General features: G+C 71.2%; 24 protein-coding genes. 12 read left to right on the top strand and 12 right to left on the bottom strand.

Features of this window, described 5'->3' with window-relative positions:
- Position 1: 1 nt before the first annotated feature.
- The 3 genes from ABZ906_RS38415 to ABZ906_RS38425 all read right to left on the bottom strand — a co-directional run bounded on the left by ABZ906_RS38415 (position 2) and on the right by ABZ906_RS38425 (position 3,018).
- On the bottom strand, positions 2–673 hold the full coding sequence (locus ABZ906_RS38415) for a DedA family protein (RefSeq protein ID WP_361390675.1): 672 nt from the start codon (positions 671–673) through the stop codon (positions 2–4).
- An 81-nt stretch (positions 674–754) separates the two neighbouring features.
- The gene (locus ABZ906_RS38420; RefSeq protein WP_361390677.1) at positions 755–2,389 is read right to left on the bottom strand and encodes a carboxylesterase family protein; all 1,635 of its coding nucleotides are present in this window, start codon (positions 2,387–2,389) and stop codon (positions 755–757) included.
- A gap of 176 nt (positions 2,390–2,565) precedes the next feature.
- The gene (locus ABZ906_RS38425; RefSeq protein ID WP_361195431.1) at positions 2,566–3,018 is read right to left on the bottom strand and encodes a DUF4442 domain-containing protein; all 453 of its coding nucleotides are present in this window, start codon (positions 3,016–3,018) and stop codon (positions 2,566–2,568) included.
- Between the two features lie 79 nt (positions 3,019–3,097).
- Between ABZ906_RS38425 and ABZ906_RS38430 the strand changes: the two genes are divergently transcribed.
- The 4 genes from ABZ906_RS38430 (at position 3,098) to ABZ906_RS38445 (ending at position 7,714) form a co-directional block, all read left to right on the top strand.
- Positions 3,098–4,027, top strand: a complete 930-nt coding sequence (locus ABZ906_RS38430) for a hypothetical protein (RefSeq protein WP_361390679.1) — start codon at positions 3,098–3,100, stop codon at positions 4,025–4,027.
- A gap of 78 nt (positions 4,028–4,105) precedes the next feature.
- Positions 4,106–5,161, top strand: coding sequence for a hypothetical protein (locus ABZ906_RS38435; protein WP_361195427.1), 1,056 nt, complete (start codon positions 4,106–4,108; stop codon positions 5,159–5,161).
- 99 nt (positions 5,162–5,260) lie between these two features.
- On the top strand, positions 5,261–6,307 hold the full coding sequence (locus ABZ906_RS38440) for a hypothetical protein (RefSeq protein WP_361390681.1): 1,047 nt from the start codon (positions 5,261–5,263) through the stop codon (positions 6,305–6,307).
- 69 nt (positions 6,308–6,376) lie between these two features.
- Positions 6,377–7,714 (top strand): MFS transporter, encoded by a 1,338-nt coding sequence (locus ABZ906_RS38445; RefSeq protein WP_361390746.1) that lies wholly within the window; start codon positions 6,377–6,379, stop codon positions 7,712–7,714.
- Here the strand turns inward: ABZ906_RS38445 and ABZ906_RS38450 are convergent.
- The 3 genes from ABZ906_RS38450 to ABZ906_RS38460 all read right to left on the bottom strand — a co-directional run bounded on the left by ABZ906_RS38450 (position 7,676) and on the right by ABZ906_RS38460 (position 10,785).
- Complete coding sequence (locus ABZ906_RS38450; RefSeq protein ID WP_361390748.1) at positions 7,676–8,509, bottom strand: fused MFS/spermidine synthase; 834 nt, start codon at positions 8,507–8,509, stop codon at positions 7,676–7,678. The two genes, ABZ906_RS38445 and ABZ906_RS38450, sit on opposite strands and share 39 nt — an antisense overlap.
- Positions 8,510–8,598: 89 nt before the next feature.
- Positions 8,599–9,768 carry an elongation factor Tu gene (gene tuf / locus ABZ906_RS38455; RefSeq protein WP_361390683.1) on the bottom strand — a complete coding sequence of 390 codons (1,170 nt, stop codon included), beginning with the start codon at positions 9,766–9,768 and terminating at the stop codon, positions 8,599–8,601.
- Positions 9,769–10,086: 318 nt separating this feature from the next.
- Entirely contained in the window at positions 10,087–10,785 is a 699-nt protein-coding gene (locus tag ABZ906_RS38460) for a DNA alkylation repair protein (RefSeq protein ID WP_361390685.1), read from the bottom strand.
- A gap of 49 nt (positions 10,786–10,834) precedes the next feature.
- Between ABZ906_RS38460 and ABZ906_RS38465 the strand changes: the two genes are divergently transcribed.
- The 3 genes from ABZ906_RS38465 (at position 10,835) to ABZ906_RS38475 (ending at position 12,974) form a co-directional block, all read left to right on the top strand.
- Positions 10,835–11,539, top strand: coding sequence for a VTT domain-containing protein (locus ABZ906_RS38465; RefSeq protein ID WP_361195419.1), 705 nt, complete (start codon positions 10,835–10,837; stop codon positions 11,537–11,539).
- Between the two features lie 163 nt (positions 11,540–11,702).
- Positions 11,703–12,575 (top strand): undecaprenyl-diphosphate phosphatase, encoded by an 873-nt coding sequence (locus tag ABZ906_RS38470; RefSeq protein ID WP_361195417.1) that lies wholly within the window; start codon positions 11,703–11,705, stop codon positions 12,573–12,575.
- Positions 12,576–12,659: 84 nt separating this feature from the next.
- The gene (locus ABZ906_RS38475; protein WP_361195415.1) at positions 12,660–12,974 is read left to right on the top strand and encodes a DUF6401 family natural product biosynthesis protein; all 315 of its coding nucleotides are present in this window, start codon (positions 12,660–12,662) and stop codon (positions 12,972–12,974) included.
- A 28-nt stretch (positions 12,975–13,002) separates the two neighbouring features.
- Here the strand turns inward: ABZ906_RS38475 and ABZ906_RS38480 are convergent, their stop codons facing one another.
- The gene (locus ABZ906_RS38480) at positions 13,003–13,851 is read right to left on the bottom strand and encodes a hypothetical protein (RefSeq protein WP_361195413.1); all 849 of its coding nucleotides are present in this window, start codon (positions 13,849–13,851) and stop codon (positions 13,003–13,005) included.
- Positions 13,852–14,109: 258 nt separating this feature from the next.
- Here ABZ906_RS38480 and ABZ906_RS38485 point away from each other — a divergent pair, with 258 nt between their 5' ends.
- The 3 genes from ABZ906_RS38485 (at position 14,110) to lnt (ending at position 16,917) form a co-directional block, all read left to right on the top strand.
- The gene (locus tag ABZ906_RS38485; protein WP_361195411.1) at positions 14,110–14,289 is read left to right on the top strand and encodes a hypothetical protein; all 180 of its coding nucleotides are present in this window, start codon (positions 14,110–14,112) and stop codon (positions 14,287–14,289) included.
- Positions 14,290–14,618: 329 nt separating this feature from the next.
- On the top strand, positions 14,619–15,146 hold the full coding sequence (locus ABZ906_RS38490) for a nuclear transport factor 2 family protein (RefSeq protein WP_361390687.1): 528 nt from the start codon (positions 14,619–14,621) through the stop codon (positions 15,144–15,146).
- Positions 15,147–15,234: 88 nt separating this feature from the next.
- Positions 15,235–16,917, top strand: coding sequence for an apolipoprotein N-acyltransferase (gene lnt / locus ABZ906_RS38495; RefSeq protein WP_361390689.1), 1,683 nt, complete (start codon positions 15,235–15,237; stop codon positions 16,915–16,917).
- Here lnt and ABZ906_RS38500 read toward each other — a convergent pair.
- Together ABZ906_RS38500 and ABZ906_RS38505 are read right to left on the bottom strand one after the other, a co-directional pair.
- Positions 16,841–17,746, bottom strand: a complete 906-nt coding sequence (locus ABZ906_RS38500) for a Gfo/Idh/MocA family oxidoreductase (RefSeq protein ID WP_361390750.1) — start codon at positions 17,744–17,746, stop codon at positions 16,841–16,843. The genes lnt and ABZ906_RS38500 overlap by 77 nt on opposite strands.
- Positions 17,747–17,769: 23 nt before the next feature.
- The gene (locus ABZ906_RS38505; RefSeq protein ID WP_361390691.1) at positions 17,770–19,014 is read right to left on the bottom strand and encodes an FAD-dependent monooxygenase; all 1,245 of its coding nucleotides are present in this window, start codon (positions 19,012–19,014) and stop codon (positions 17,770–17,772) included.
- A gap of 91 nt (positions 19,015–19,105) precedes the next feature.
- Between ABZ906_RS38505 and ABZ906_RS38510 the strand changes: the two genes are divergently transcribed.
- Together ABZ906_RS38510 and ABZ906_RS38515 are read left to right on the top strand one after the other, a co-directional pair.
- Positions 19,106–19,720, top strand: coding sequence for a TetR family transcriptional regulator (locus ABZ906_RS38510; RefSeq protein WP_361390693.1), 615 nt, complete (start codon positions 19,106–19,108; stop codon positions 19,718–19,720).
- A gap of 182 nt (positions 19,721–19,902) precedes the next feature.
- A complete protein-coding gene (locus ABZ906_RS38515) occupies positions 19,903–20,361 on the top strand; it encodes a hypothetical protein (protein WP_361195401.1) in 459 nt (152 codons plus the stop codon).
- Between the two features lie 62 nt (positions 20,362–20,423).
- On the opposite strand, the gene ABZ906_RS38520 is transcribed toward ABZ906_RS38515, so the two are convergent.
- The 3 genes from ABZ906_RS38520 to ABZ906_RS38530 all read right to left on the bottom strand — a co-directional run bounded on the left by ABZ906_RS38520 (position 20,424) and on the right by ABZ906_RS38530 (position 23,477).
- Positions 20,424–20,912 (bottom strand): hypothetical protein, encoded by a 489-nt coding sequence (locus ABZ906_RS38520; protein ID WP_361390695.1) that lies wholly within the window; start codon positions 20,910–20,912, stop codon positions 20,424–20,426.
- Between the two features lie 198 nt (positions 20,913–21,110).
- The gene (ung, locus tag ABZ906_RS38525) at positions 21,111–21,779 is read right to left on the bottom strand and encodes a uracil-DNA glycosylase (RefSeq protein ID WP_361195656.1); all 669 of its coding nucleotides are present in this window, start codon (positions 21,777–21,779) and stop codon (positions 21,111–21,113) included.
- 111 nt (positions 21,780–21,890) lie between these two features.
- The gene (locus tag ABZ906_RS38530; protein ID WP_361390752.1) at positions 21,891–23,477 is read right to left on the bottom strand and encodes an ABC transporter substrate-binding protein; all 1,587 of its coding nucleotides are present in this window, start codon (positions 23,475–23,477) and stop codon (positions 21,891–21,893) included.
- Positions 23,478–23,600: the final 123 nt, after the last annotated feature.

Here is a 23,600-nt window from a genome sequence, read left to right on the forward strand (position 1 = left end):
TTCAGTCGGCGGCCGTAACGGGCACCGGCTCGGCCGCCGGCTCCGCGCCCTTCTCGGCTTCGCGGGCGGCCGCCGCCTTCTTGGCGCGGCGCTTGACCAGCAGCATGGAGCCGACGCCGATCAGGACGGCGATGGCGAGGCCGAAGTACGAGAACCGCTTGAGCCAGTCCTCGGCGACCACACCGATGTAGTAGATGACGGCGGTCGTGCCGCCCGCCCAGACGATGCCGCCCAGGACGTTGGCGATGAGGAACTTCCAGTACGGCATGCGCAGGACGCCCGCGAGCGGGCCCGCGAAGATCCGCAGCAGGGCGACGAAGCGGCCGAAGAAGACCGCCCACATGCCCCACTTCTGGAACGACTGCTCGGCGCTGCCGACGTTCGCGGCGCTGAAGTGCTTGGGGAACTTCCGTTCCAGCCAGGCAAGGAGCGGCCGGCCGCCCTTGCGTCCGATCGCGTACCCGATGGAGTCGCCGATGATGGCGCCCGCGGTGGCGCAGATCCCCAGGATGACGGGGTTGAGCTCGCCGTGCTGCGAGGAGAGCAGCGCGGCGGAGACGAGGACGATCTCACCCGGCAGCGGAATGCCCAGGCTCTCCAGACCGATGACCACGCCCACCAGCGCGTAGATACTGACGGCCGGTACGGTCTCCAGCCATTCCTGGACGTGCAACGCCGGTTCCTCCTGTGCTGATGTGCGTGTACCCGGCGTGCGCGATCCCCCCGGAGCGCGCACGCCGGGCAGCCTACCCGCTCACCCGGCGTCGGCCGGGGCGGAGTCCTCGCGGTCCCACAGGTCGCACCGGTGCTCACGGGCCACAGCGGTGCTCAGCTCGTTCCCGCCCGCGGACGCGGTGCGCAGCGAGAGCACGCGGCCGGGGTGTGTCCGCTGGTCGGGGGCGATGGGCTGGCCGTCGGCGCGCGGCGCACCGCCGTGCACGAAGGAGCCCCAGTACTGGACCATCTGCCGCGCCAGGGCCTTCTGTTCGGCGTCGAGCGGCGTCGGGAGCCCGAAGTGCTTGAACAGGTACTGCACTTCGTTGACATGGGTCGCCCCGAAGTCGAACGTCCTGCCCGCCTCGCGGATCGAGGCGAAGGGCGGCGAGGTGCGGTCGGCGAACTCGTAGGCGTAGACGGGGCCGCGGCCCGCAAGTGCCCTGTCCATGCGCAGCGCCGTGCAGGCGAAGAGCCGGTCGCCCTGGGCGGCGGCGTACGCGTGCGTGGGCGTGGCGTGCCCGGACAGCGGGTAGCGCTTCAGGACCTCGGCGCCGAGCTCGGTGCCGTATGCCTGTGTGAGCGCGGCGGGGTACTGCTCGGCGGTGAGCGGCTTGCCCTGCCCGTCGAACTGCCCGTAGGCGAAGAGCCGTCCCTCGTCGCTGTTCGCGCCGTTGAGGACCGGCACGCGCGAGGCGCTCCCGTTCCTGTACGCCTCGTCCGGCTGGACCGGCAGGAAGGCGCCGCCCGCCACCGGGCCCCAGTCGAACCCGCCCTGCGCGGCGAGGATCTCCTCGGCGGGTTTCCCGCGCAGGCAGGCGAGGGCGGTGGCCGGGTCGGGACAGCCCGCCTTCTTCGCGAAGGCCGCTCCCTGGCCGAGCGCGTCCTTGCGCTCGCGGGCGGCGCAGTCGCCGTAGGCGCCGCTCTGCACGATGCCCGCGCGGTAGAGGCCCTTGGCGGCGGGCGAGGCGAGCTGCATACAGACGGACCTGCCGCCCGCGGACTCGCCCGCGATGGTCACGCGCCGCCGGTCGCCGCCGAACGAGCCGATGTTGGCGCGCACCCAGCGCAGGGCCGCCTGCTGGTCGAGCATGCCGTAGTTGCCCGAGACGCCGTCGGACGCCTCGCCGTCGAGCCCGTCCCCGGCGAGGAAACCCATGGCTCCCAGGCGGTAGTTGACGGTCACGACCACGGTGCCGGTGCGCCGGGCGAAGGCGTCGGGCACGACGTCCTCCCCCGCGCCCGCGGTGAGCCCGCCGCCGTGCAGCCAGACCAGGACGGGGCGCTGCTCGCGCTGCCCGCCGGGTGTGTAGACGTTGAGATCGAGGCAGTCCTCCGTGTGGCTGGGGTTCTCGTACCCCGGATCCCAACTGGCGCCCTGCACGCACCGGTTGCCGAAGGAGGTCGCGGCGCGCACGCCCTGCCACGGCTCGGCGGGCCGCGGTTCCTTCCAGCGGAGGTCGCCGACGGGCTGCCGCGCGTAGGGGATGCCGAGGAACTGCCGCCCCTCGGCGGTGGATTCACCGCGCACCCAGCCCGCGTCCGTACGGACGAGCGTGCCCTTGCCGGGGGCGGCTTGGGCGGGGTGCGGGGCGAGCAGGGCCGCGGCGGCGGCCATGACGACCAAGGCGGACGCGGTGCGCCGCGTTCTTGTCGTGGTTCTCCTGCGACTCATACGGCGACTCCTCGGATGACGTCGACCCCTGGCCGCGGGAAAACTATGACCGTCACTGACTCGTGTCAATGAGTTGAACGAAAGAGCGGCGCCCCGCCGGTCGGGCCCCCCGTGGCCCGGCCGGCGTGACGCCGCCGTGTTCAAAGAACGTACGGAAGCGAACGCCCGCACGCGACTCAGTTATTGGGGCGCAGCGTCCAGACGACGGTCATCTCGCCGGTCACGGCGCCGTCCTCGCGCTGGATCGCGATCGCCACCGGGAACTCGGGCCGCTGCCCCGCGTCCAGCTCGGCGACGACCTCGGCGGCCGGGCGGCCCAGGGTCGCGGTGGCGGTCACCTGGCCCATGGCGAGCTTCTTGTACGCGATGTCGGCGCTGACGGCGAGGGGCACGGCCCGCGAGAGCTGGTCCCCGAACGCGGCGAGCACGATCGCCCCGCTCGCCGACTCCCCCAGCGTGAACATGGCTCCGGCGTGCGGCCCGCCGACGTGGTTGTGGTACTCGGCCTGGTCGGGCAGGGCGACCACGGCCTTCTCGGGCGTGGTCTCGCGGAACTCGAGTTTCAGGGTCCGGGCCATCGGCACGGTGGCGGCGAGCATCTCGCCGATCGACATCTGGTCAGCGCTCATGGCGCGATGTTACCCACGGGTAGCGTTCTTTGGCCAGGAGCCCCGGGGCCTGGATCGCGATCGCTTATGGTTGCTGCCCATGTGGCCAGGAGAGCAGCAGCCCGGGGGCGGGCCCGACCAGCAGCCGAATCCGTACCACCAGCCGGGCTACCAGCAGCCCGCGCCGTGGAACGCCCCGACCGTGCCGGGCGGCGCGGCCCCGGATCCGCAGGGCAGCGGCGGCGGCAACCGGACCAGGCTCGTCGCCGTCGTCGCCGCGGTGGCGGTCGTGGCCGCCGCCGGTGTCACCGGCTTCCTGATCCTGGGCGGCGACAAGGACGACGAGGCGAAGCCGGACCCCGCGCGGTCCTCGGCCTCCCCTGAGCCGACCACGTCCGCGGGCACCGAACGCGGTGTCGGCGGCGGGCCGAAGCCGACGATCGCGGGCTGGAAGACCGTCGTGAACGTCGAGCGCGGCATCGCCTTCGACGCGCCCCCTCAGTGGGAACTCAAGTCGCGCGACTGGGTGGACGCCGTCGGAGAGGCCGACGACGAGGACAGCATCCTGATCGCGATGGTGGCACCCGCCGTGTTCAAGAAGCAGTGGTGCACGAGCGACCCGGACCGGGACGGCGTCAAGGACCACACGCCGCTCGCCGAGGCAGGCAGCAAGGGCAACCGCGGCGCGAAGAGCACCGAGGAGATCGCCAGGGAGAACTCTTCGACGTGGGTGTACGGCCAGTACACCCAGCCCGACCGGAAGAACATCACGACCAGCCCCGTCGAGTCGTACACCACCGAGTCCGGCATCCGGGGAAGCGTGGCCACGTCCTCGTCCTCCGGCGCCGAGAAGACGGACAAGTGCCGGACGGACGGCAAGGCGACCACGTTCGGATTCAAGGACTCCAAGGGCAAGTTCGTGTCGTGGTCGTTCTTCGGGGCCAAGGGCGTGGACGGCGAGGTTCCGGACGCGACGGTCAAGAAGATGCTCAGCACGGTGCGCGAATACGACAACGGTTCCGAATCCTGAGCAACCGCCCCCACCGCAGGCCCCGCGACCAGGGGTTGCCGCGCCGACCCGGTGTACTGACCCCGTATCGTTCGCGCCATGTGGCCAGGACAGCAGCCGCCCGGGGGCGAGCAGAACCCGCAGGACCAGAATCCCAATCCGTACCAGCAGCCGGGGTACCAGCAGCCGAACCCGTACCAGCAGCCGGGATACCAACAGCCCAACCCCTATCAGCAGCAGGGGCCGGGGCAGCCGGGCCAGCCGCAGGGACAGTGGAGCGCGCCGACCGCCCCGATGGGCGTGACGCAGCAGCCCGGTGGTGACGGGGGCGGCGGCAACGGCAACAAGACCAAGATCGTCGCCATCGTCGCGGCGGCGGCGGTCGTGGTGGCCGCCGGTGTCACGGGATTCCTGGTGCTCGGCGGCGACAAGGACGACGAGGCGGACGCGAAGCCTTCGAAGTCCCCCGCCAAGTCGGCGTCCAAGAAGCCGGATTCGGACGCGGCGACCGACGGCGGCGGCACCGAGCGCGGCACGGGCAAGGGGCCCAAGCCGGTGGTCAAGGGCTGGCAGGTCGTGGTCAATCCCAAGTGGGGCACCGCGTTCGACGTCCCGGCCGACTGGGAGGTGCAGACCGCCGACACGTTCATCGGCTTCGAGGACAACAAGAAGGGTGACGGCTCCACCCTCATCGGCATGTCGGCACCGGCGATCTACAAGTCGAAGTGGTGCTCGTCCGACGACGACAAGGACGGCACCAAGGACGACACCTCCCTCGGCGCCGTCGGCACCAAGGGCGCGAACGGCGCGAAGAGCACCGACGAGGTCGCGGTCAACCAGGTGCCGTGGTGGGTGTTCGGCGGGTACACGCAGCCGGACAAGAAGAGCCTGACCTTCACCAAGAAGGCGGAGCCGTTCACCACGAAGACCGGCGTCAAGGGCAGCATCGCGCGCGCCCACTCGACGAACACTCCGCAGAGCGGCAAGTGCGACTCGGACGGCAAGGCGATCACGTTCGGCTTCAAGAACTCCGACGGCGAGTACGTGGCCTGGAGCCTCTACGGCGCCAAGGGCGTCAAGGACGAGATCCCGGAGGCCACCGTCATGAAGATCCTCAATACGGTGCGTCTGCACGGGGACCCGACGGAGTCCTGACACCTTTCCTGCACCGGTGGGGCTTGTGACCCGATGTGCCGCCGTCCCCGCGGGGGCAGCGATGACATCAGGCCACAAGCCCCTCTATGGTTACTGCTCATGTGGCCAGGACAGCAGCCGCCCGGGGGCGAGCAGAACCCGCAGGACCAGAATCCCAATCCGTACCAGCAGCCGGGGTACCAGCAGCCGAACCCGTATCAGCAGCCGGGATACCAGCAGCAGCCGCAGTCGGGCGCCTACTCGCAGCCGGAGCAGCCGCAGTGGGCCGCGCCGACTCCGCCGCCGATGCCGCCCCAGCAGGGCGGTCAGGGCAGTCAGGGAGGCGACGGAAACAAGACGAAGATCACCGCGATCGTCGCGGCGCTCGCCGTCCTGGTGGCCGCCGGTGTCACGGGCTTCCTGGTGCTCGGCGGCGACAAGGACGACGAGGCGAACGACAAGCCGGGGAAGTCCCCGGCCAAGACCGCCTCCCAGAAGCCGAGCCCCACCAAGTCCGACGACGGCGGCAGCGCGCGCGGCACGGGCAAGGGGCCCAAGGCGACGGTCAAGGGCTGGCAGGTCGTCGTGAACCCCAAGTGGGGCACCGCCTTCGACGTCCCGGCCGACTGGGAGGTGCAGACCGCCGACACCTTCATCGGCTTCGAGGACAACGAGAAGGGTGACGGCAGCGCGCTCATCGGCATGTCCGCGCCCGCGTACTACAAGTCCAAGTGGTGCTCCTCCGACGACGACAAGGACGGCACGAAGGACGACACCGCCCTCGGCGCCGTCGGCACCAAGGGCCAGAACGGCGCCAAGAACACCAAGGACGTCGCGCGCAACGACTCCGCGTGGTGGGTCTTCGGCGGATACACGGGCCAGAAGAAGGCCGACAAGAAGAAGATCAAGATCGGCAAGGTGGAGTCGTACACCACCGCGTCGGGCGTCAAGGGCAGCGTCGCGACCTCCACGACCTCCGGTGTCGCCAAGGAGGACAAGTGCGACTCGGACGGCAAGGCCACGACCTTCTCGTTCAAGAACGCCGACGGTGAGTACGTCGCCTGGTCGCTCTACGGCGCCAAGGGCGTCAAGGACGAGATCCCCGACGCGACCGTGAAGAAGATCCTCAGCACCGTACGACTGCACGGCGACCCCGAGGATTCCTGAGCCGCCGACGGGGCCCCTGCCCCACGAAGAATCGGTTTGGCAAGTCGGTGTCGCGGCGGCGATAGTCCCCTGGTGACCACTCCCGCCGCCGCGCGCCGTCCCTCCTGGGCCGGGCGTAACTACAGCCTGCTGACCGCCGCCGCGGTCGTGACCAATCTGGGCAGCGCCGGCGCCCTGATCGCGGCGGCGTTCGCCGTGCTCGACTCCGGCGGCGACGGCGGGGACGTGGGCCTGGTGGCCGCGGCGCGCACGCTGCCGCTCGTGCTGTTCCTGCTCATCGGCGGCGCCGTCGCCGACCGCCTTCCGCGCCACCACGTGATGGTCGCGGCCAACGCGCTCAACTGCGCCTCGCAGGCCGTCTTCGCGGTGCTCGTCATCTCCGGCACGCCCCCGCTGTGGTCGATGATGCTGCTCACCGCGCTCGGCGGCACCGGCCAGGCGTTCTTCGGCCCGGCCGCCGAAGGCATGCTCCTTTCGACCGTCAGCGGTGAACAGGCGGGGCGCGCCTTCGCGCTGTACCGCATGGCGATGCAGGGCGCGGGGCTAGGCGGCGCGGCGCTGGGCGGTCTGCTCGTCGCCGCGATCGGCCCCGGCTGGGTGCTCGCCGTGGACGCGGCGGCGTTCGCGGCCGCCGGAGCCTTGCGCTCGTTCCTGGACGTAAGTCACATACCGGCACGAAAGCCCGGCGGCGGGCTGGTCTCCGATCTGCGGGACGGCTGGCGTGAGTTCATCGGCCGCCCGTGGCTGTGGTCGATCGTCGCGCAGTTCTCGGTGGTGGTCGCGGTGGTCGGCGCGGCCGAGGCCGTCTTCGGGCCCCTGGTCGCGCGGGACGAACTGGGGGGCGCGGGGCCCTGGGGCCTGGCGCTCGGCGCGTTCGGCGCGGGCACGGTCGGCGGCGCGTTCCTCATGATGCGGTGGAAGCCGCGGCGCCTGCTGCTCGCGGGCACCCTGTGCGTCTTCCCGCTCGCCGCGCCCTCGGCGGCGCTCGCGGTGCCGTTGCCGGTGTGGGGTCTGGCGGCGGTGATGTTCGTCAGCGGCGTCGCCATCGAGGTGTTCGGCGTCTCCTGGATGACGGCGATGCATCAGGAGATACCCGAGGAGAAGCTGTCGCGGGTCGCCGCGTACGACTGGTTCGGCTCGATCGCGATGGTTCCGCTCGCCACGGCACTCGCGGGCCCCGCGGAGCTCGCCTTCGGGCGTTCGGCCTCGCTGTGGGGCTGCGCGGCGCTGGTGGTCGTGGTGACGGCGCTCGTGCTGCTCGTCCCCGACGTACGCAATCTGACGCGGCGCACGGACTCGACGGAGGTCGCCAAGGACATCGCCGGGGCGGGCACTCCCCCGGTGGGACCTTCGGTCGTGCCTTCGGCCTCAGCCGATGCCGAAGGCTCCGTCGGGCGGCTCGGGTGACGCGACCGCGTCCTCGTCCCGCACCGGCCGCGCGTCCCCGGTGAACAGGCGCAGCGCCGCCCCGTACTCGACGCGCGCCGGGAAGACGTCGCCCGCCGCCCGCCGGGCGAGCGCATCGACCTCGATCGCCTCGTGCGAGGCGACGAGCACCGCGTTGCCGAAGCGCCTGCCGCGCAGCACGGTCGGTTCGGCTATCAGCGCGACCTGCCCGAACACCTCGGCGAAGGTGGCGAGCTGGGAGCGCAGGAAGTCGAACGGCGCCCCGTCGGCGAGGTTCGCCGCGTAGATCCCGCCCGCCCGCAGGACCCGCTCCGCGGCGCGCGCGTAGGCCACCGACGTCAGATGGGCGGGCACCCGCGAGCCGCCGAACACGTCGGCGACCAGGACATCGGCGCTGTCGGGCGCCGCCGCTTCGAGCCACTGCCGGGCGTCCGCGCCGTGCACGGTGATCCCGGAATCCGCGGGCAGCGGCAGCCGCTCGGCGACCAGTTCGAGGAGCCCGCGGTCCGCCTCCACCACGTCCTGCCGGGAGCCGGGCCGGGTGGCCGCGACATAGCGGGGCAGGGTGAGCGCGCCGCCGCCAAGGTGGATCACGTCCAGCGGGCGGTCGGGGTCGTCGGTGGTGTCGATGACGTGGGCGAGCCGCTGGGCGTACTCGAACTCCAGGTGCGTGGGCGCGTCCAGGTCGACGTACGACTGCGGCGCCCCGTCGACCGTGAGCAGCCAGGCGCGCGCCCGGTCCACGTCCGGCATCAGCTTGGCGGTGCCGTGATCCACGTCTCGGATGACCGCCATGGCCTCGTCCGCGCGTTCTTCCTCAGTCACCGCTCCATTGTGCCCGTCTCCCCCGGGGCGGATCCCCCGGGAGAGACGGGCGTCGGGCGTCAGCCGACCTCGGTCACCGTGCCCGCGCCGACGGTGCGCCCGCCCTCGCGGATCGCGAAGCCGAGGCCCGTCTCCAGGGGCATGTCACGGCCGAGCTCGACCGTCATGGTGACGGTGTCGCCGGGCCGGGCGACGGCGGCCGCACCGAGGTCGACGTCGCCGACGACGTCCGCGGTGCGGAGGTAGAACTGCGGCCGGTAGCCGGTGGCGATCGGCGTGGACCTGCCGCCCTCCTTGGTGGAGAGGACGTACACCTGCGCGGTGAAGCGGCGGCTCGGACTGACGCTCCCCGGCTCCGCGACGACATGCCCGCGTCGTACGGCGTCGCGTGGCACCCCGCGCAGGAGCAGCGCCACGTTGTCGCCCGCCTGCGCGGACTCCATGGGCTTGCCGAAGGTCTCGAGCCCGGTGACGACGGTCTCCGTCTCGGCGCCGAGCACCTCCACCCGGTCCCCGACCCGCACCGTGCCGCGCTCGACGGCCCCGGTGACGACGGTTCCGCGCCCGGTGATGGTGAGCACGTTCTCCACCGGAAGCAGAAAGGGCGCGTCGACATACCGCTCGGGCATGGGCACATAGGTGTCCACGGCGTCGAGCAGCGCCTCGATGGCGGCGGCCCACCGCGGGTCGCCCTCCAGCGCCTTCAGCCCCGAGACCCGTACGACCGGGACGGTGTCGCCCCCGTACCCGTGCACGGAGAGCAGCTCACGCACCTCCAGCTCGACGAGGTCGGTGAGCTCCTCGTCGCCCGCGTCGGCCTTGTTGAGCGCGACGACGATGTGGTCGACGCCGACCTGCCGGGCGAGCAGGACGTGCTCGGCGGTCTGCGGCATGATCCCCTCCAGCGCGGAGACGACGAGGATCGCCCCGTCGAGCTGCGCGGCGCCGGTGACCATGTTCTTGACGTAGTCGGCGTGGCCCGGCATGTCGACGTGGGCGTAGTGCCGGGTGTCGGTCTCGTACTCGACGTGCGCGATGTTGATGGTGATGCCGCGCTGGGCCTCCTCGGGGGCGCGGTCGATGCGGTCGAAGGGCACGAACGTGCCGCTGCCGCGCTCGCTGAGGACTTTGGTGATGGCGGCGGTCAGGGTGGTCTTGCCGTGGTCGACGTGGCCCATCGTGCCGATGTTGAGGTGCGGCTTGGTACGGATGTACGCCGTCTTGGACATGGCGGTTCCTTCTTTGGAACTCGAAGCTGAAGTCCCTGGCGCACGGCTCGCGTGCGCGCTCGGGACGGGGACCCCGGGGCCGAACCGACCCTCCCCCTATGGGGTCCGCCGGAGTGTCCGGGGAGGGTCAGCGTCGGGCGCCGTCGACGGGGAATGCGGCGCAGAGGAAGACGGCAGCCTTCGCAGCGCCCGCGACCGCGGGCGTTGCTGCGTGGAAGGCGTACCGGAACATGTCGCAGATCATTGCCGACGGGCTGGGGTACGTCGAATGAATTTCGCCGGGTGCCGGACGGGAGTGGCCGGTGAAGTCCGGTGTGCTCAGAGGTTCTTCAGGGCCTCGCGCACGGAGAGGGGCGAAAGGCGCCCGCGCTCCCGCTCGACGAAGTCGCGTACGGCTTTGGGATCGGTCTTGGCGTACTCGCGCAAACACCAGCCGATGGCCTTGCGGATGAAGAAGTCCGGGTGCGCCGACTGGCGCAGGCAGTAGGCGAAGAGGCGCTCGGTGTCGGTGGCGTCCTTGTGGCGGAGCTGGTGGAGGAGGGCGGTGCGGGCCACCCACAGGTCCTCGTCGCCGATCCAGGCATCCATCTCTGTCCTGAGCTTCGGGTCGGCGGCGACCAGGCCGCCCACGACGTGCGAGGCGAGGGCGTCGACGGTGTCCCACCAGGGGACCGTCGTGACGAGATGGCGGGCGACCGGCAGGAAGCCGGACGAGCAGTGCTTCAGGTGCCGGCGCAGATAGTCGACGGCGAAGTAGGCGTACTCGCGTTGCGGCAGCTGCCAGCAGCGGAGCGCGATCGCCGTGCAGTCGGCCTCGTCCGGGCGCGGGGTGTCCGCGAGGACTTCGCGGGACAACTGGCGGCGCAGCGGCGAGGGCAGGCCCAGGAAGGGAGCGACGTTCTTCATGTACGCCCGGGCCTGCGCGGCCCGCTCCGGATCGGCCGCCCGCGGGTAGGCCGTGGTGAGGCGTTCCATGACGATGTCCGCCAAGTCGCTGCGCGGGACTGTGACGCTCATGAGACGCACCATACGGCGATCACACACATTTGTCGGTTAGTCTCCCCGGATGCTCGACACCGCCGCCGCCCGTCCGCAGGGCTTCGCCGTGCGCTGCACCAGGGCGCTTCTCTCGCCGTGGTCGCGGCTTTCTCTGCTGCTCGTGCTGCTCGCGGCCGCCGGAACGTGCGTGCTGCTCTTCGAGCCGCAGCGGCTGTTGTCCGACGGGGGTCTTCGCCAACTCGGCGGTGCCGCCGCCGTGACGGTGTTCGCCGTCGCCTACGGCCTGTGCACCACGGCGTTCGTGCCGCGCCCGCTGCTGAATCTCGCGGCGGGCGCTTTGTTCGGCTCGCAGGCGGGGCTCGCCGCCGCGCTCGCGGGCACGGTCCTCGGCGCCGGAATAGCCTTCGGTCTCGGGCGGATGCTGGGGCAGGACGCGCTGCGCCCGCTGCTGCGCGGTCGCTGGCTCAAGGCGGCCGACGGGCAGCTGAGCAGGCACGGCTTCCGGTCGATGCTGGCGGCGCGGCTGTTTCCGGGGGTGCCGTTCGCGGCGGCCAACTACTGCGCCGCGGTGTCCCGGATGGGGTGGCTGCCGTTCCTGCTCGCCACCGGCCTCGGGTCGATCCCGAACACCGCCGCGTACGTCATCGCGGGCGCCCGCGCCTCGACACCGACGTCCCCCGCTTTCCTCGTCGCCATGGGCTTCATCGCGGTGACGGGTCTTGCGGGCGCGGTGGTCGCGTGGTGCAAGCGGCACCACATGCGGGGCCGCTGACGGTTCGCCGCTCGCGGGCCGCGGCCCAGGGGCGGTCTCGTAACTTTGTGGCGCTACGCTGCCCCACGGCAGGGGAGTGATCACCCCTCGCGCATATCTTCCGTGCTCCCCTCACATGACCGCACCCGCAGCCCATGATCCGTACTTGGACGGCGCAGCTTCCATGTCTTGGCTTGAATCCTTCATCCTCGGGCTCGTCCAGGGACTGACCGAGTTCCTCCCGATCTCGTCCAGCGCGCATCTGCGGCTGACCGCGGCGTTCGCGGGCTGGCACGATCCGGGGGCCGCGTTCACCGCGATCACCCAGATCGGCACCGAGGCCGCCGTGCTGATCTACTTCCGCAAGGACATCGCGCGGATCATCTCCGCCTGGTTCGGCTCCCTCTTCGGCAAGGTGCCGCGCTCGGACCACGACGCGCAGATGGGCTGGCTCGTCATCGTCGGCTCGATCCCGATCGGCGTGCTCGGCGTCACGTTCAAGGACCAGATCGAGGGCCCGTTCCGCGATCTGCGGCTCATCGCCACGACGCTGATCGTGATGGGCATCGTCCTCGGCATCGCCGACCGCCTCGCGGCCCGCGACGAGACGGGCGGCAAGCACCGCGCCATCAGGGAGCGCAAGAGCCTGAAGGAACTGGGCGTGCGCGACGGCCTGATCTTCGGCTTCTGCCAGGCGATGGCCCTGATCCCCGGCGTCTCCCGCTCCGGCGCCACGATCAGCGGCGGTCTGCTCATGGGGTACACCCGCGAGGCGGCGGCCCGCTATTCGTTCCTGCTCGCGATCCCGGCCGTCCTCGCGTCCGGCGCCTTCGAGCTCAAGGACGCGGGCGAGGGGCATGTGTCCTGGGGGCCGACGATCTTCGCGACGATCATCGCCTTCGTCGTCGGATATGCGGTCATCGCGTGGTTCATGAAGTTCATCACCACCAAGAGCTTCATGCCGTTCGTGTACTACCGCATCCTGCTCGGCATCGTCCTGTTCGCCCTGGTGGGAGCGGGCGCGCTCAGCCCGCACGCGGGTGAGTCGGCGGGCTGAGGCCCGGCCCCCGGCCGCCCCTTGTGACCAAAGGCATGCCGAAAGACCCTCTTCAGGGGGTTTGGCCCGGCCTACGGTGTTGGGATGTCGCCCCTCGCCCGCATCAGCGCCTCGTACGCGCCGCGCTTCGCCGAGTTCGCCTTCGAACCGGGATTCACGGCTGCCGTGGACCAGCACGTCGCCGAGGTGCGGGAGCGTCTGGAGATGTGCGGCGCCGGGCTCGTGCCGCCGGCTCCGGACCCGGAGCTCCTCGCGGACTACGCCCTGGGGTTCCTGGACGGCCTGTCCGAGAACGGGTGGCGGGAGCCGGTCGGCCACGACTACGCGGTGTGCCGCCTCACCGCCATCTCCTGGCTGGTGAGGCGGCACGACCTGGTGCCGGAGTCCGCGGAGTCCTGAGACCTTCGGAGTCCCGGGACTTGCGGGGTCACATGCCGTCGCGCATACCGCCGCCCCGCATGTCGTCGCCCGTGTCGTCGTCGCGCATATGGCTGCCGGTGCCGCCCATCGCGCCGCGCGTACGCTCCTGCACGGGCTGGTTGGTCATCGCGTCCGCACGACCCGCCTGGTAGGCGCTGACGCTGCCGCGGGCCTTGGCCGTCTCCTGCTCGGCCGTGTCCAGCCAGCGCTCCCAGCGCTGGCGCATCGGGCCGATGAGACCGCCGCCCACACCGACGATGAGGATGCCCGCACCGGCCGCGAGGGCCGCGTACAGGACGGGCTGGGTGACCGTCGTGGCGATGCCCGCCTGGCCGAGGGCCGCGATCACGCCGAGCGCGACGATGAAGCTCCAGGCGATCGTGCCGAGGGTCTTGCCGTACGACATCGAGGAGAGGGCGCTGGTGACGATGTCGCGTACGACGTTGGCCACCGCCATCGCGACGACCATCAGGACGATGGCGACGATGCCGCGCGGGATCCAGCCCACGATGCTGTCGAGCATGCTGGAGACCGGGTTGCTGCCGAACACACCGAAGCCGAGCTGCAGGGTGATCAGGAGCAGGGCGTAGTACACGACCTTGCAGACGATCCCCGTCATGTCGTACTTGGAGTTCGCCAGCATCCGGGAGGCGCCCGCCCGCTCGGCGAGCTTCTCGGAGCCGACCTTGCGCAGGACCCGGTCGAGGACCTTGGCGATCATCTTCGACACGAACCAGCCGATGACCAGGACGACCAGGAAGCCGATGAGTTTCGGCACGAACGTGGCGACCTTCGACCAGGCGTCGTTGAGGCCCTGGGTGAAGTCCACGGAGAGACTTGTGTACTGCTGGGACATGAGTGGTCCTCCACTCGATGGGCCCCGGGCGCCGGTGCGGCGTCAGGGCGGCGAATCCCCCACGGCGCGCGGCTTCCGGCGCGTCCCTCCACCCTGGATATCAGGAGCCCCGGCCCGGTACGGCGCGATGATGGGCCGTCCGGGTGACGGGCGTGACGGGCGCATGCGGGGGCCCGTCGCTGTGCGAATCCTCACTTGGAGGATCCGCACAGTAGCTGACAGTTCCGATTGTCGTAGCCATCCCCTAGGCTTGACCGCATGCCCTTAAACCCTCAGACCCCTGGTTCCGCGCGGTCCGCCGCAGAACTGAACGAGCGGATCCGCGGCCTGTGGATGCGCACGGGAGGCCGCCTCTCGGCCGAACAGCGCCGTGAGTACGAAAAACTGGTGACGGAATGGGCCGCCGCCGTGCGCGAAGAGATCGTGCGGGCGGCCTAGGCCCTTCTGACGGATCTCCGCGGTGTCAGCCCTTGCCCTGATGGGCCTTCTTCGCCAGGCGGCGCTTCTGCCGTCCCGTCAGTTCCCTGCGGTTGCCCTGCCGTTCGTATGCCGCGATGCGCTGCTCGTTCTTCACCGGGCCTCCAGCTCGGGGATGCGCCCGCTCCTGTGAACGGTCGCATGACGGCTCAACTCCCCCGTATCGTATGGAAGTTCGCCGTGATGCGACCCGAGCCGACCGCAATTCGCGCGCCGCGTGCCCGCATCCTTGTCCGGCACGTTCCTGCATGCCTCTTGGCTCGGCACCCCTCGTGCCCAACACTGACCCGATGACGCAGCGCGTGGAACTCGCCGCAGTGATGGACCGGTTGGCCATCGACTCCCTGATCACCGAGTACGCAGTGACCGTCGACGACGGCGACTGGGACGCCTACCAGCGGCTCTTCACCCCGGACGGACGCGCCGACTACAGCTCGGCGGGCGGCATCGAAGCGAGCGCCGCCGAGGTGGCCGGCTGGCTCGCCGGGACGATGGAGCTCTTCCCGATGCGCCAGCATCTGATCGTCAACAGGAGGCTGCGGTTCGGGACGCTCGACCAGGACATCGGCGACGTCGCACAGGTGCAGGCCGACTACGTGAATCCGATGCGCTTCACGTCACCCGAAAGCAGCACAGGGGCGGGCGCAGGCGCGGGGGCGGGCGCGGGGGCGGAATCGACGGCTCCGGACTTCGTCTGCGGCGGCCGCTACGCCTTCACGGCGCTGCGTACGGACCAGGGCTGGCGGCTGCGGCAGGTGACCGTGCAGGAGAAGTGGCGCCGGATGCAGGAGCGGTCCAGGGACCACGAGCCCGGCTGAGAAAGGCACGGCAGGCGCACTGTCCTAGATCGTCCACGGCGCGCACACTGGACGAACAACCGGGCGTCGGGGCCGAGGGAGGCGCTGCATGGATCAACTCAGCGACGACCGGGGGCGGCGACGGCCACACCTCGCGGCCGCCTCGGCGCAGGGGAGGAAGCTGCTCGCCTCGCCCCGATGGCGTGCCGTCCTGGCGGTCGCCGCCGGAGCACTGCCCGCCCTCGCCTTCCCCGCCCCGTCGCTGTGGTGGTTCGCCTACGTCGCCCTGGTGCCCTGGATCCTGCTCGCGCGCTCGGCGGACACCGGGCGCAGGGCGGCGCTCGACGGCTGGCTCGGCGGCCTCGGGTTCATGGTGGCGGTGCACCACTGGCTGCTGCCGAGCCTGCATGTGTTCACGCTCCTGATAGCCGCCCTGCTCGGCCTGCTGTGGGCGCCGTGGGGCTGGCTCGTGCGGCGCCTGATGGGCGGTGTCGCGTCGCCCCGGAAGACCGCTGCCGCCCTGGTCGTGCTGCCCTCCGGCTGGCTGATGGTCGAACTGGTCAGGTCCTGGGAGGGTCTCGGCGGCCCCTGGGGGCTGCTCGGGTCCAGTCAGTGGCAGGTGGGGCCCGCCCTGCGCGTCGCGTCGATCGGCGGGGTGTGGCTGCTCAGCGCCCTGATCGTCGTCCTGAACACCGGCATCGCGGTACTCGTCCTCGCCCTGGCCGCCCGCCCCGCGAGACTCTCACGCCCGCCCGCCGCCCTGCTCGTCCCCGCCACCGCCGGGCTCGTGGCGGTGGCCGCCGTGACCGCCTCCGCCTGGGCGTGGGCGCCGCGCCCCGAACCGGCGGGCCGGATGCGCGTGGCCGTCGTGCAGCCCGGTGTCATAGACGGGGTCGGCGGTGCCGGGAAGCGGTTCGCGCGCGAGGAGGCGCTGACCCGCGGCCTGGCCGGGCGGGACCTGGACCTGGTCGTCTGGGGCGAGAGCAGCGTCGGCTACGACCTCGCGGAGCGCCCTGAGGTCGCGCGGCGGATCGCCGCGCTGTCCCGTGAGGTCGGCGCCGACATCCTGGTGAACGTGGACGCGCGCCGCTCCGATAAGCCGGGCATATTCAAGAGCTCGGTCCTGGTGGGTCCGAAGGGCCCGACCGGCGACCGCTACGACAAGATGCGGCTCGTCCCCTTCGGCGAGTACGTCCCCGCCCGCTCGCTCCTCGGCTGGGCGACATCCGTGGGCAAGGCGGCGGGCGAGGACCGCAGGCGCGGCGAGCGGCCGGTCGTCATGGACGTCGACAACGGCCTGAAGGTCGGACCGCTGGTGTGCTTCGAATCGGCGTTCCCCGACATGAGCCGTCATCTGACGCGCGAGGGAGCGCAGTTGCTGCTCGCGCAGTCGTCCACCTCGACGTTCCAGTCGAGTTGGGCGCCCGAGCAGCACGCCTCGCTCGCGGCGGTGCGGGCCGCCGAGACGGGCCGCCCCATGGTGCACGCCACGCTCACCGGCGTCTCCGCGGTGTACGGCCCGGACGGCGAGCGGGTCGGGGCGCCGCTGGGCACCTCGGCGAGCACGACGGCGACGTACGACATCCCGCTGGCCGAGGGCGTCACGCCGTACGTCAGGCTCGGCGACTGGCCCGTGCACGCGGCCCTCGCCGTGCTGGCGGTGCTGTGCGCGGCAGAGGGCGTGCGTGCCCTGCGGGGACCCGCGAAGGGGCGGTTCAGGCGTCCTGCTCCTGAGCGGCCCGGACCACCTGCTCGCACAGCTCATGGGTCGCCAGCGCATCGCGGGCGCTGAGCACCTTGCCCGCGCGCACGGCATCGAGGAAGGCGAGCACCACCTGTTCGATGCCGCGCTGCCTGGCCACCGGCACCCAGTCGCCGCGCCGCCGCACGCTGGGCTGGCCCTTGTGGTCGACGACCTCGGCGAGGTTGATCACCTGCCGCTTGGTGTCCTGACCGGAGACCTCCAGGATCTCCTCGGTGGAGCCGCTCAGCCGGTTCATCATGCCGAGCGCGGTGAACCCGTCACCGCCGAGCTGGAGCACGACGTGCTCCATGAGCCCGTCCTGGATGCGGGATCGCACGCTGACGTGGTCGATCGGTCCCGGCGCCAGGAACCGCAGCGTGTCCACGACGTGGATGAAGTCGTCGAGAACGAGCGTGCGCACGTCCTCGGGCAGACCGACGCGGTTCTTCTGCATCAGGATCAGTTCGCGCGGGTGGTCCGCGCACTGGGCGTAGCCGGGCGCGAAGCGGCGGTTGAAGCCGACGGCGAGGCTCGTCGCGCGCTCCTCGGCGAGGCGCACGAGCCGCTGGGAGTCGGCGAGTTCGTACGCCAGGGGCTTGTCGACGTAGGTGGCGACACCCGCTTCGAGCAGCCGCGTCACGATCTCCGGGTGGGCGGAGGTCGAGGCGTGCACGAAGGCCGCGTCGATCCCCTGCGCGAGCAGCGCCTCCAGGTCGGTGTGGCAGCGCTCCTCGGGGATGTGGTGGACGCCCGCGACGCGGGCGAGGGTCGCGGGCGTGCGCGTCTGCAGGTGCAGCTCGACCCCCGGCAGGGTGGTGAGCACGGGCAGATACGCCTTCTGTGCGATGTCACCGAGTCCGATGCAGCCGACCTTCACCACTGTCCCCTGTCTCCTGTGTTCTACCGCCGAGCGAGTTCTGTTCCCGCAGCATACGGCTGCTGCGGGGGGCGCCAGTCGGCGATGGAGGCGAAGCTCCGCAGGATCAGGTTCGGGCCGAGGCGTGCCGCCGCCGCGATGAGTTCGTTGCGTACGGCGATGAGGGGGGCGTTCGTCAGGTGGTTCATGCGGGCCGCGCGCGCCGCCTGCCTGACGATCGCCGTCGTGCGCGGCACCCGCGCCGCGCTGTAGCCGGCCAGGCCCGCGGCGAGATCGGCTGCCGGGTCCGCGTGGTGGGCGAGGACGACGGCGTCCTCGATGGCCTGGTTGCCGCCCTGGGCCAGGGTGGGCGCCATGGCGTGCGCGGCATCACCGACGAGTGCCACCCGCCCCCGGTGGTAGTGCGTGAGCGGCGTGCTCATGTGGCGCACGTCGTTGCGCAGGATGTCCTCGGGGCGTGCGGCGGCGATGATCGCGGGGATGGGGTCGTGCCAGTCGGCGAAGCGGCGCTCAAGCTCGGTCTTCTCCCCGTCGGGGCTGTGGCCGCCCGCGGGGACGGTGGCGGTGGCGTACGCGTAGATCCTGCCGTCCTTGAGCGGATGGGTGCCCCAGACTCCGCCGCGTCCCCAGGTCTCGTGGGGTTCGAAGGGACGGTCGGGCGCCGGGACGATCAGGCGCCAGGCCGTGAATCCCGTGTACGCCGGCTGCGGGTGCGCGGGGAACAGGGCCGAGCGCACGGCCGAGTTGATGCCGTCGGCGCCGACCACGAGGTCCGCCTCGATGTCCCCGTCGTCGGTACGGACCACTGCCCTGCGGTCGGCCGCTCCCGGATCGGCGAGTTCGGCGCGTACGCCGGTGCGCAGGGCGTCGGCGGGCAGGGCGGAGACGAGCAGGTCGACGAGGTTCGCGCGGTGCAGGAGCACGAGCGAGCCGCCGAACTCCGCCGCGGCCGCCGACGCGCTCATCCGGACGAGCCAGCGTCCGTTCTGGGCGCGCATACCGCCGTCGCCCTCCCAGGCCGCGAGCGAACGGACCCGGTCGCCCAGGCCCAGGACGTCCAGTGCGCGCTGGGAGTTGGGGGCGAGTCCGATGCCGGAGCCGACGGGCTCCAGGGTGGCGGCCCGCTCCAGGACGGTGACCCGCCAGCCGGAGAGGTGCAGGGCGATGGCGGAAGTGAGCCCGCCGATGCCGCCGCCGATGACGATGGCGCGGGGCTTTCGGCTGCCCGGGCCCTGTTGCGGCCGGTGCTCCTGGCGGGGGTGCGCCATGACTCCTCCTAGAGCTCGTTCACTACACCTGTAGTGAGTGCGACATGCCGACCGTACTACACCTGTAGTGAATGGCGGTAGGGTGGCCCTCATGTCCGTACGCAGACTCAGCGCGGGTCCGACCCGCAGCGAACTGATCGCCGACGCGGCGCTCTCCCTGCTCGCCGAGCGCGGGATGCGGGGGCTGACGCACCGGGCCGTGGACGAGGCCGCGGGGCTCCCGCAGGGCTCTACGTCGAACCACGCGCGTACCCGGCTCGCCCTCCTGGAGGCGGCGGTGAGCAGGCTGGCGGAGCGCGAGGGCGCGGTGCTTGCCCCCGCCGAGCTGCGCGGCCTCCCGGCCGCAGGCCCGGAGAACCGCGAGCCCGTGATCACCGCGCTCGCCCTGGCCCTGCACCGCTACCTCACGGGCGACCACCGCCTGCTCCTGGTCTCCCGCTACGAACTGGCCCTTGAGGCAACCCGCAGGCCCGAGCTGCGCGCCGTCTACGACGCGGCGGGAGCCCGGTTCAGGGAGCCGCTGGTGGCCCTGATGCACGCCATGGGCTCACCGGAACCCGAACGGCACGCACTGTCCCTGGTGGCATGGTGCGAGGGCCTCCTGTTCACGTGCGCGGCAGGCTCCCACCACACACGCCCCCCGGACCAGAAGGCTCTGCGGTCCGGAGTCCGGGAACTGCTGCGGGGGATGCTGGACGAGACGTGAACGCGGGGCGATCGGGTGGGTGGGCGGGAAAGGTCCGCTGGAGGGGCGGGAAAAATCCGCCGCGAAACGGCGGCACAGCAAGCCCCCCGCTCCCCCGCCGGCCAGAGGCGCCCTCACTCATGCGGACCAACTTCCTCCCGTTCCCTCGCCGAAAGCACCCTCCTGGCCTCAGAGTTGCGCGAATGCACCGAACCACGACCACCGCCGCCACACTCCTGGCCTCCGTGGCGGTCTCCGCCCTCTCCGGCTGTGTGAGCGTCGAGCGGCACCCCGCGCCGGGACCGTCCGCAGCGAGCGCCCCGCCCCCGGCACCCCGCCCCGACGGCAGTTCCCGCCCGCGCGTCGTGGAAGCCCCCGCCCGCGAGGCGCTCGAACTGATCGGACCGCCCCGCGACCCGGCCCCCCGCGCCACCGGCACCGCGCCGAGCATCTCCGCCGTGCCGTCCCGCACGGCGAGACCCCCGCAGCGCTCCACCCCGCCCCCGCACCGCCACGGTCAGCGGCCCGTGGCCGCCGAACCACCCGCGCTCCCCACCGCCGCGCCCACGAACGCGGACCTCTGCGCCCTCGGCAAGCAGTACGGCGGCTGGCAGCCCGGCAGCCCCGAGTCCGTCATCTGCGACAACGCCTACGGGCACTGAGCCGGCCGCCCCCGGACCGACCGACCCCCCGACCCCCGTCTCACTCCACTCTCACTCCACTCTCACTCCACCTCGCTGCCCTCCCCCAGCCGCAGCTCAAGCCGCGCGATGGCCGCCCGGATACCGTCGCCGTACCCGTCGTCGCCCAATGCCCCGACCACCTCACGCGCCCGCCTGAGGTGGTTGCGGGCCGCCTCGGGGCGGTTCAGCTTGGCGTAGTCCGCGGCGAGGTTGAGGTGCAGGGAGGGGTAGAAGCCGCGGACGGCGATCGAGTCGTGGTGTTCGTGCAGGCGCTCGTCCGTGAGCTCGTCCGCCGCCGACAACGCCCGCAGATCCCAGGCCAGTTCGTCCGAGGGATCCTCCTGGGTGTCCGCCATGTAGTGCGCGAGCGTGCAGCGGTGCAGCGGGTCGCCCTCCTGGCCGATCTCCGACCACAGGCCGAGGAAGCGCCCCTGCGCCTCCTCGCGGTCGCCCCCGTGGTGCAGCATGACCGCCTGCCCGATCCGGGTCATCACGGCGTCTGACGCCGCCTGCTCCTGCTGCTCCGCCACGGGTCCTCCACACTCGTAAGCCCAACGTGCCCAACGTGCCCACCGCTCTCGACGCTAGCCGCACCCACCGACAATCACAGTCAGGCGCGATCGGCCGCGAGGCGCCCGCGCGCGCCGCTGGGCCAGCCCGGTGACAGTCCGGGCCGGCCCGCACGGCTCAGCCGTCACGGAGGACCGCGGCGGCGCGTCCGGCCGAGCTCAGCCGAGGTCCGGGATGCGCCAGTCGATCGGCTCGTGCCCCTGCGCCGCCACCGCTTCGTCGATCTGTGTGAAGGGGCGCGAGCCGAAGAACTTCTTCGCGGAGAGCGGCGAGGGGTGCGCGCCCTTCACGACCGCGTGCCGCTCCTCGTCGATCAGCGGAAGCTTCTTCTGGGCGTAATTGCCCCACAGGACGAAGACGGCGGGGTCAGGGCGGTCGGCAACGGCGCGGATCACGGCGTCCGTGAACTTCTCCCAGCCCTTGGCCTTGTGGGAATTGGCCTCTCCGGCGCGGACGGTGAGCACCGCGTTCAGGAGCAGGACGCCCTGCCGGGCCCACGGCATCAGATAGCCGTTGTCCGGCACGGGGTGGCCGAGCTCCTCCTTCATCTCCTTGTAGATGTTGCGCAAGGAGGGCGGGGTCTTCACACCGGGCCGCACGGAGAAGCACAGGCCGTGGCCCTGTCCCTCGCCGTGGTACGGATCCTGGCCGAGGACGAGGACCTTGACCTGGTCGTACGGAGTCGCGTCGAGCGCGGCGAACACTTCGTCACGCGGAGGGTAGACGGGGCCCTTCTCCCGCTCTTCCTCGACGAACTCGGTGAGCTCCTTGAAATAGGGCTTCTGCAGCTCCTCGCCGAGGACTCCGCGCCAGGACGCGGGCAGCATGGCTGCGTTCAAGGGGTCCGTCACGTCAACAACCTCCGGTGTGCGGTCACTTCTCACCACTGAACCTACCGGCGGCCACTGACAATCAGCCCCGCTGCCCGCGGTCTCCCGCTACCAGCTGGTCTTGCGCTCCAGCTCCCACATCATCATGATCGCCGACGGGTCGAGGGCGCGTTCGCCGCCCGCGATCTCCTCGCTCGCCATGATGTACTGCTTGCCCTGCCACAGCGGCAGCAGCCTGGCGTCGTCGACGAGGACCTTCTGGGCCTGCTCGAAGTCGTCGGCCACCGCTCCGCGGTCGGCCTCACGGCGCGAGCGCGGCAGCACCTCGTCGGTGATCTCCCGCGACGGGTAAGGCGTGTTGAGCACGTTCTTCTCGCCGATGAACGGTGCGATGAAGTTCTCCGCGTCGGGGAAGTCGGGGAACCAGCCGCGGCCGAAGACCGGGTACTCGCGCTTCTTGGTGCCCGCGTCGAACTCGGTCCAGGGACGGCCCTTGATCGTGATCTTGAAGAGTCCCGAGGCCTCGAGCTGCCGCCTGATCTCCTTGAACTCTCCCTCGGTCGCCGAGCCGTAGCGGTCGGTCGTGTACCAGAGGGTGAGCGGCACCGGCTCGTTGATGCCCGCGCGCTTCAGGATGTCCGCGGCCTTGGAGTCGCTGGGGTTTCCGTAGTCGTCGAAGAAGCCGGTGCCGTGCCCGGTGAGCCCCTGGGGGACCATCGAGTACAGCGGTTCCACCGTGTCCTGGTAGATCTTGTGCGCGATGGCGGGGCGGTCGATGACCTGGGCGAACGCCTGGCGGACCGGCTTCTTCCTGGCCCAGGGGTCATCGGGGTTGAACACCAGGTAGCGGATCTCGGTGCCCGCGCCTTCGACGAGCTGGATGCCCTCGCGCGCGTTCTTGTTGGCCTGCATGTCGACGACGTCCTGGGAGGCGAGCCCGCGGAAGGTGACATCGATCTGCTTGTCCCGCAGAGCCTCCACCATGGCGGTCGACTTCTTGAAGTAACGGATGGTGACGGCGTCGTTCTTGCGCTCGGCCGCGCCCTTGTAGTTGGTGTTCTTGACCAGCTCCGCCCGCTCGCCGGCCTGGTACGACTTCAGGGCGTAGGGCCCCGAGCCCGCGATCGTGGAGCCCTCGCGGAGCTTGTCCGCGGGGTACTCACCGGGATCGACGATCGACATGGCGGGCGTGGAGAGCACGAACGGGAAGGTGGCGTCCGGCTTCTTCAGGCGGAACGTAACCGTCCGGTCGCCCTTGGTCTCGACCGAGTCGAGCGATCCGAGCAGCCCCGCGGGACCGCCCTTCACGTCGATGCGCCGCATCCGGTCGAAGGTGTACTTGACCGCCTGCGCGTTCATCTCGTGGCCGTCGGAGAACTTCAGGTCCTCGCGCAGCTCACAGGTGAAGACCTGGTTCGACCCGTCGGTGAACTTGCAGGACTCGGCCGCGTCGGGCTCCGGCTCGGCCGCCCCGCTGGGGAAGCTCAGGAGCGTCTGGAAGACGTTGCGGTACAGCTCCCAGGAGCTGTCCCAGGCGGCCGCCGGATCGAGAGTACTGGGAGCACTCATCGTGCCGACGGTGATCTGCTGCTCCTCGTCGGAATCGTCCGACGAAAGGACGCCACATCCCGAGATGAGGGAAATCGACACCAGCGCCGCGGCCGGCCGCAGGCCCCGGCGGGGCAGCCCGGCCAGGCCACGCAGACCCGCCGCCGCCACCAGTCGAACTTCACTGAACACGCGCACGCTCCTCGATCGGCCATGCCATGGGTCGGCAGACCCTACCGCAATGCCCCGCCGAGCCAACTTGCGGCGCCG

The sequence above is a fragment of the Streptomyces sp. NPDC046925 genome, assembly GCF_040644915.1.
Taxonomy (GTDB): Bacteria; Actinomycetota; Actinomycetes; order Streptomycetales; family Streptomycetaceae; genus Streptomyces.

Excerpts from the sequence above, each read along its gene's own strand:
- ABZ906_RS38515 (WP_361195401.1), top strand. The coding sequence starts at position 19,903 with ATGCACCGAACCACGACCACCGCCGCCACACTCCTGGCCTCCGTGGCG.
- ABZ906_RS38435 (WP_361195427.1), top strand. The coding sequence starts at position 4,106 with ATGTGGCCAGGACAGCAGCCGCCCGGGGGCGAGCAGAACCCGCAGGAC.
- ABZ906_RS38510 (WP_361390693.1), top strand. The coding sequence starts at position 19,106 with ATGTCCGTACGCAGACTCAGCGCGGGTCCGACCCGCAGCGAACTGATC.
- ABZ906_RS38460 (WP_361390685.1), bottom strand. The coding sequence starts at position 10,785 with ATGAGCGTCACAGTCCCGCGCAGCGACTTGGCGGACATCGTCATGGAA.
- ung (WP_361195656.1), bottom strand. The coding sequence starts at position 21,779 with ATGCTGCCCGCGTCCTGGCGCGGAGTCCTCGGCGAGGAGCTGCAGAAG.
- lnt (WP_361390689.1), top strand. The coding sequence starts at position 15,235 with ATGGATCAACTCAGCGACGACCGGGGGCGGCGACGGCCACACCTCGCG.
- ABZ906_RS38465 (WP_361195419.1), top strand. The coding sequence starts at position 10,835 with ATGCTCGACACCGCCGCCGCCCGTCCGCAGGGCTTCGCCGTGCGCTGC.
- ABZ906_RS38480 (WP_361195413.1), bottom strand. The coding sequence starts at position 13,851 with ATGTCCCAGCAGTACACAAGTCTCTCCGTGGACTTCACCCAGGGCCTC.
- ABZ906_RS38470 (WP_361195417.1), top strand. The coding sequence starts at position 11,703 with ATGTCTTGGCTTGAATCCTTCATCCTCGGGCTCGTCCAGGGACTGACC.
- ABZ906_RS38490 (WP_361390687.1), top strand. The coding sequence starts at position 14,619 with ATGACGCAGCGCGTGGAACTCGCCGCAGTGATGGACCGGTTGGCCATC.
- ABZ906_RS38450 (WP_361390748.1), bottom strand. The coding sequence starts at position 8,509 with ATGGCGGTCATCCGAGACGTGGATCACGGCACCGCCAAGCTGATGCCG.
- ABZ906_RS38505 (WP_361390691.1), bottom strand. The coding sequence starts at position 19,014 with ATGGCGCACCCCCGCCAGGAGCACCGGCCGCAACAGGGCCCGGGCAGC.
- ABZ906_RS38485 (WP_361195411.1), top strand. The coding sequence starts at position 14,110 with ATGCCCTTAAACCCTCAGACCCCTGGTTCCGCGCGGTCCGCCGCAGAA.
- ABZ906_RS38475 (WP_361195415.1), top strand. The coding sequence starts at position 12,660 with ATGTCGCCCCTCGCCCGCATCAGCGCCTCGTACGCGCCGCGCTTCGCC.
- ABZ906_RS38440 (WP_361390681.1), top strand. The coding sequence starts at position 5,261 with ATGTGGCCAGGACAGCAGCCGCCCGGGGGCGAGCAGAACCCGCAGGAC.
- ABZ906_RS38430 (WP_361390679.1), top strand. The coding sequence starts at position 3,098 with ATGTGGCCAGGAGAGCAGCAGCCCGGGGGCGGGCCCGACCAGCAGCCG.
- ABZ906_RS38420 (WP_361390677.1), bottom strand. The coding sequence starts at position 2,389 with ATGAGTCGCAGGAGAACCACGACAAGAACGCGGCGCACCGCGTCCGCC.
- tuf (WP_361390683.1), bottom strand. The coding sequence starts at position 9,768 with ATGTCCAAGACGGCGTACATCCGTACCAAGCCGCACCTCAACATCGGC.
- ABZ906_RS38425 (WP_361195431.1), bottom strand. The coding sequence starts at position 3,018 with ATGAGCGCTGACCAGATGTCGATCGGCGAGATGCTCGCCGCCACCGTG.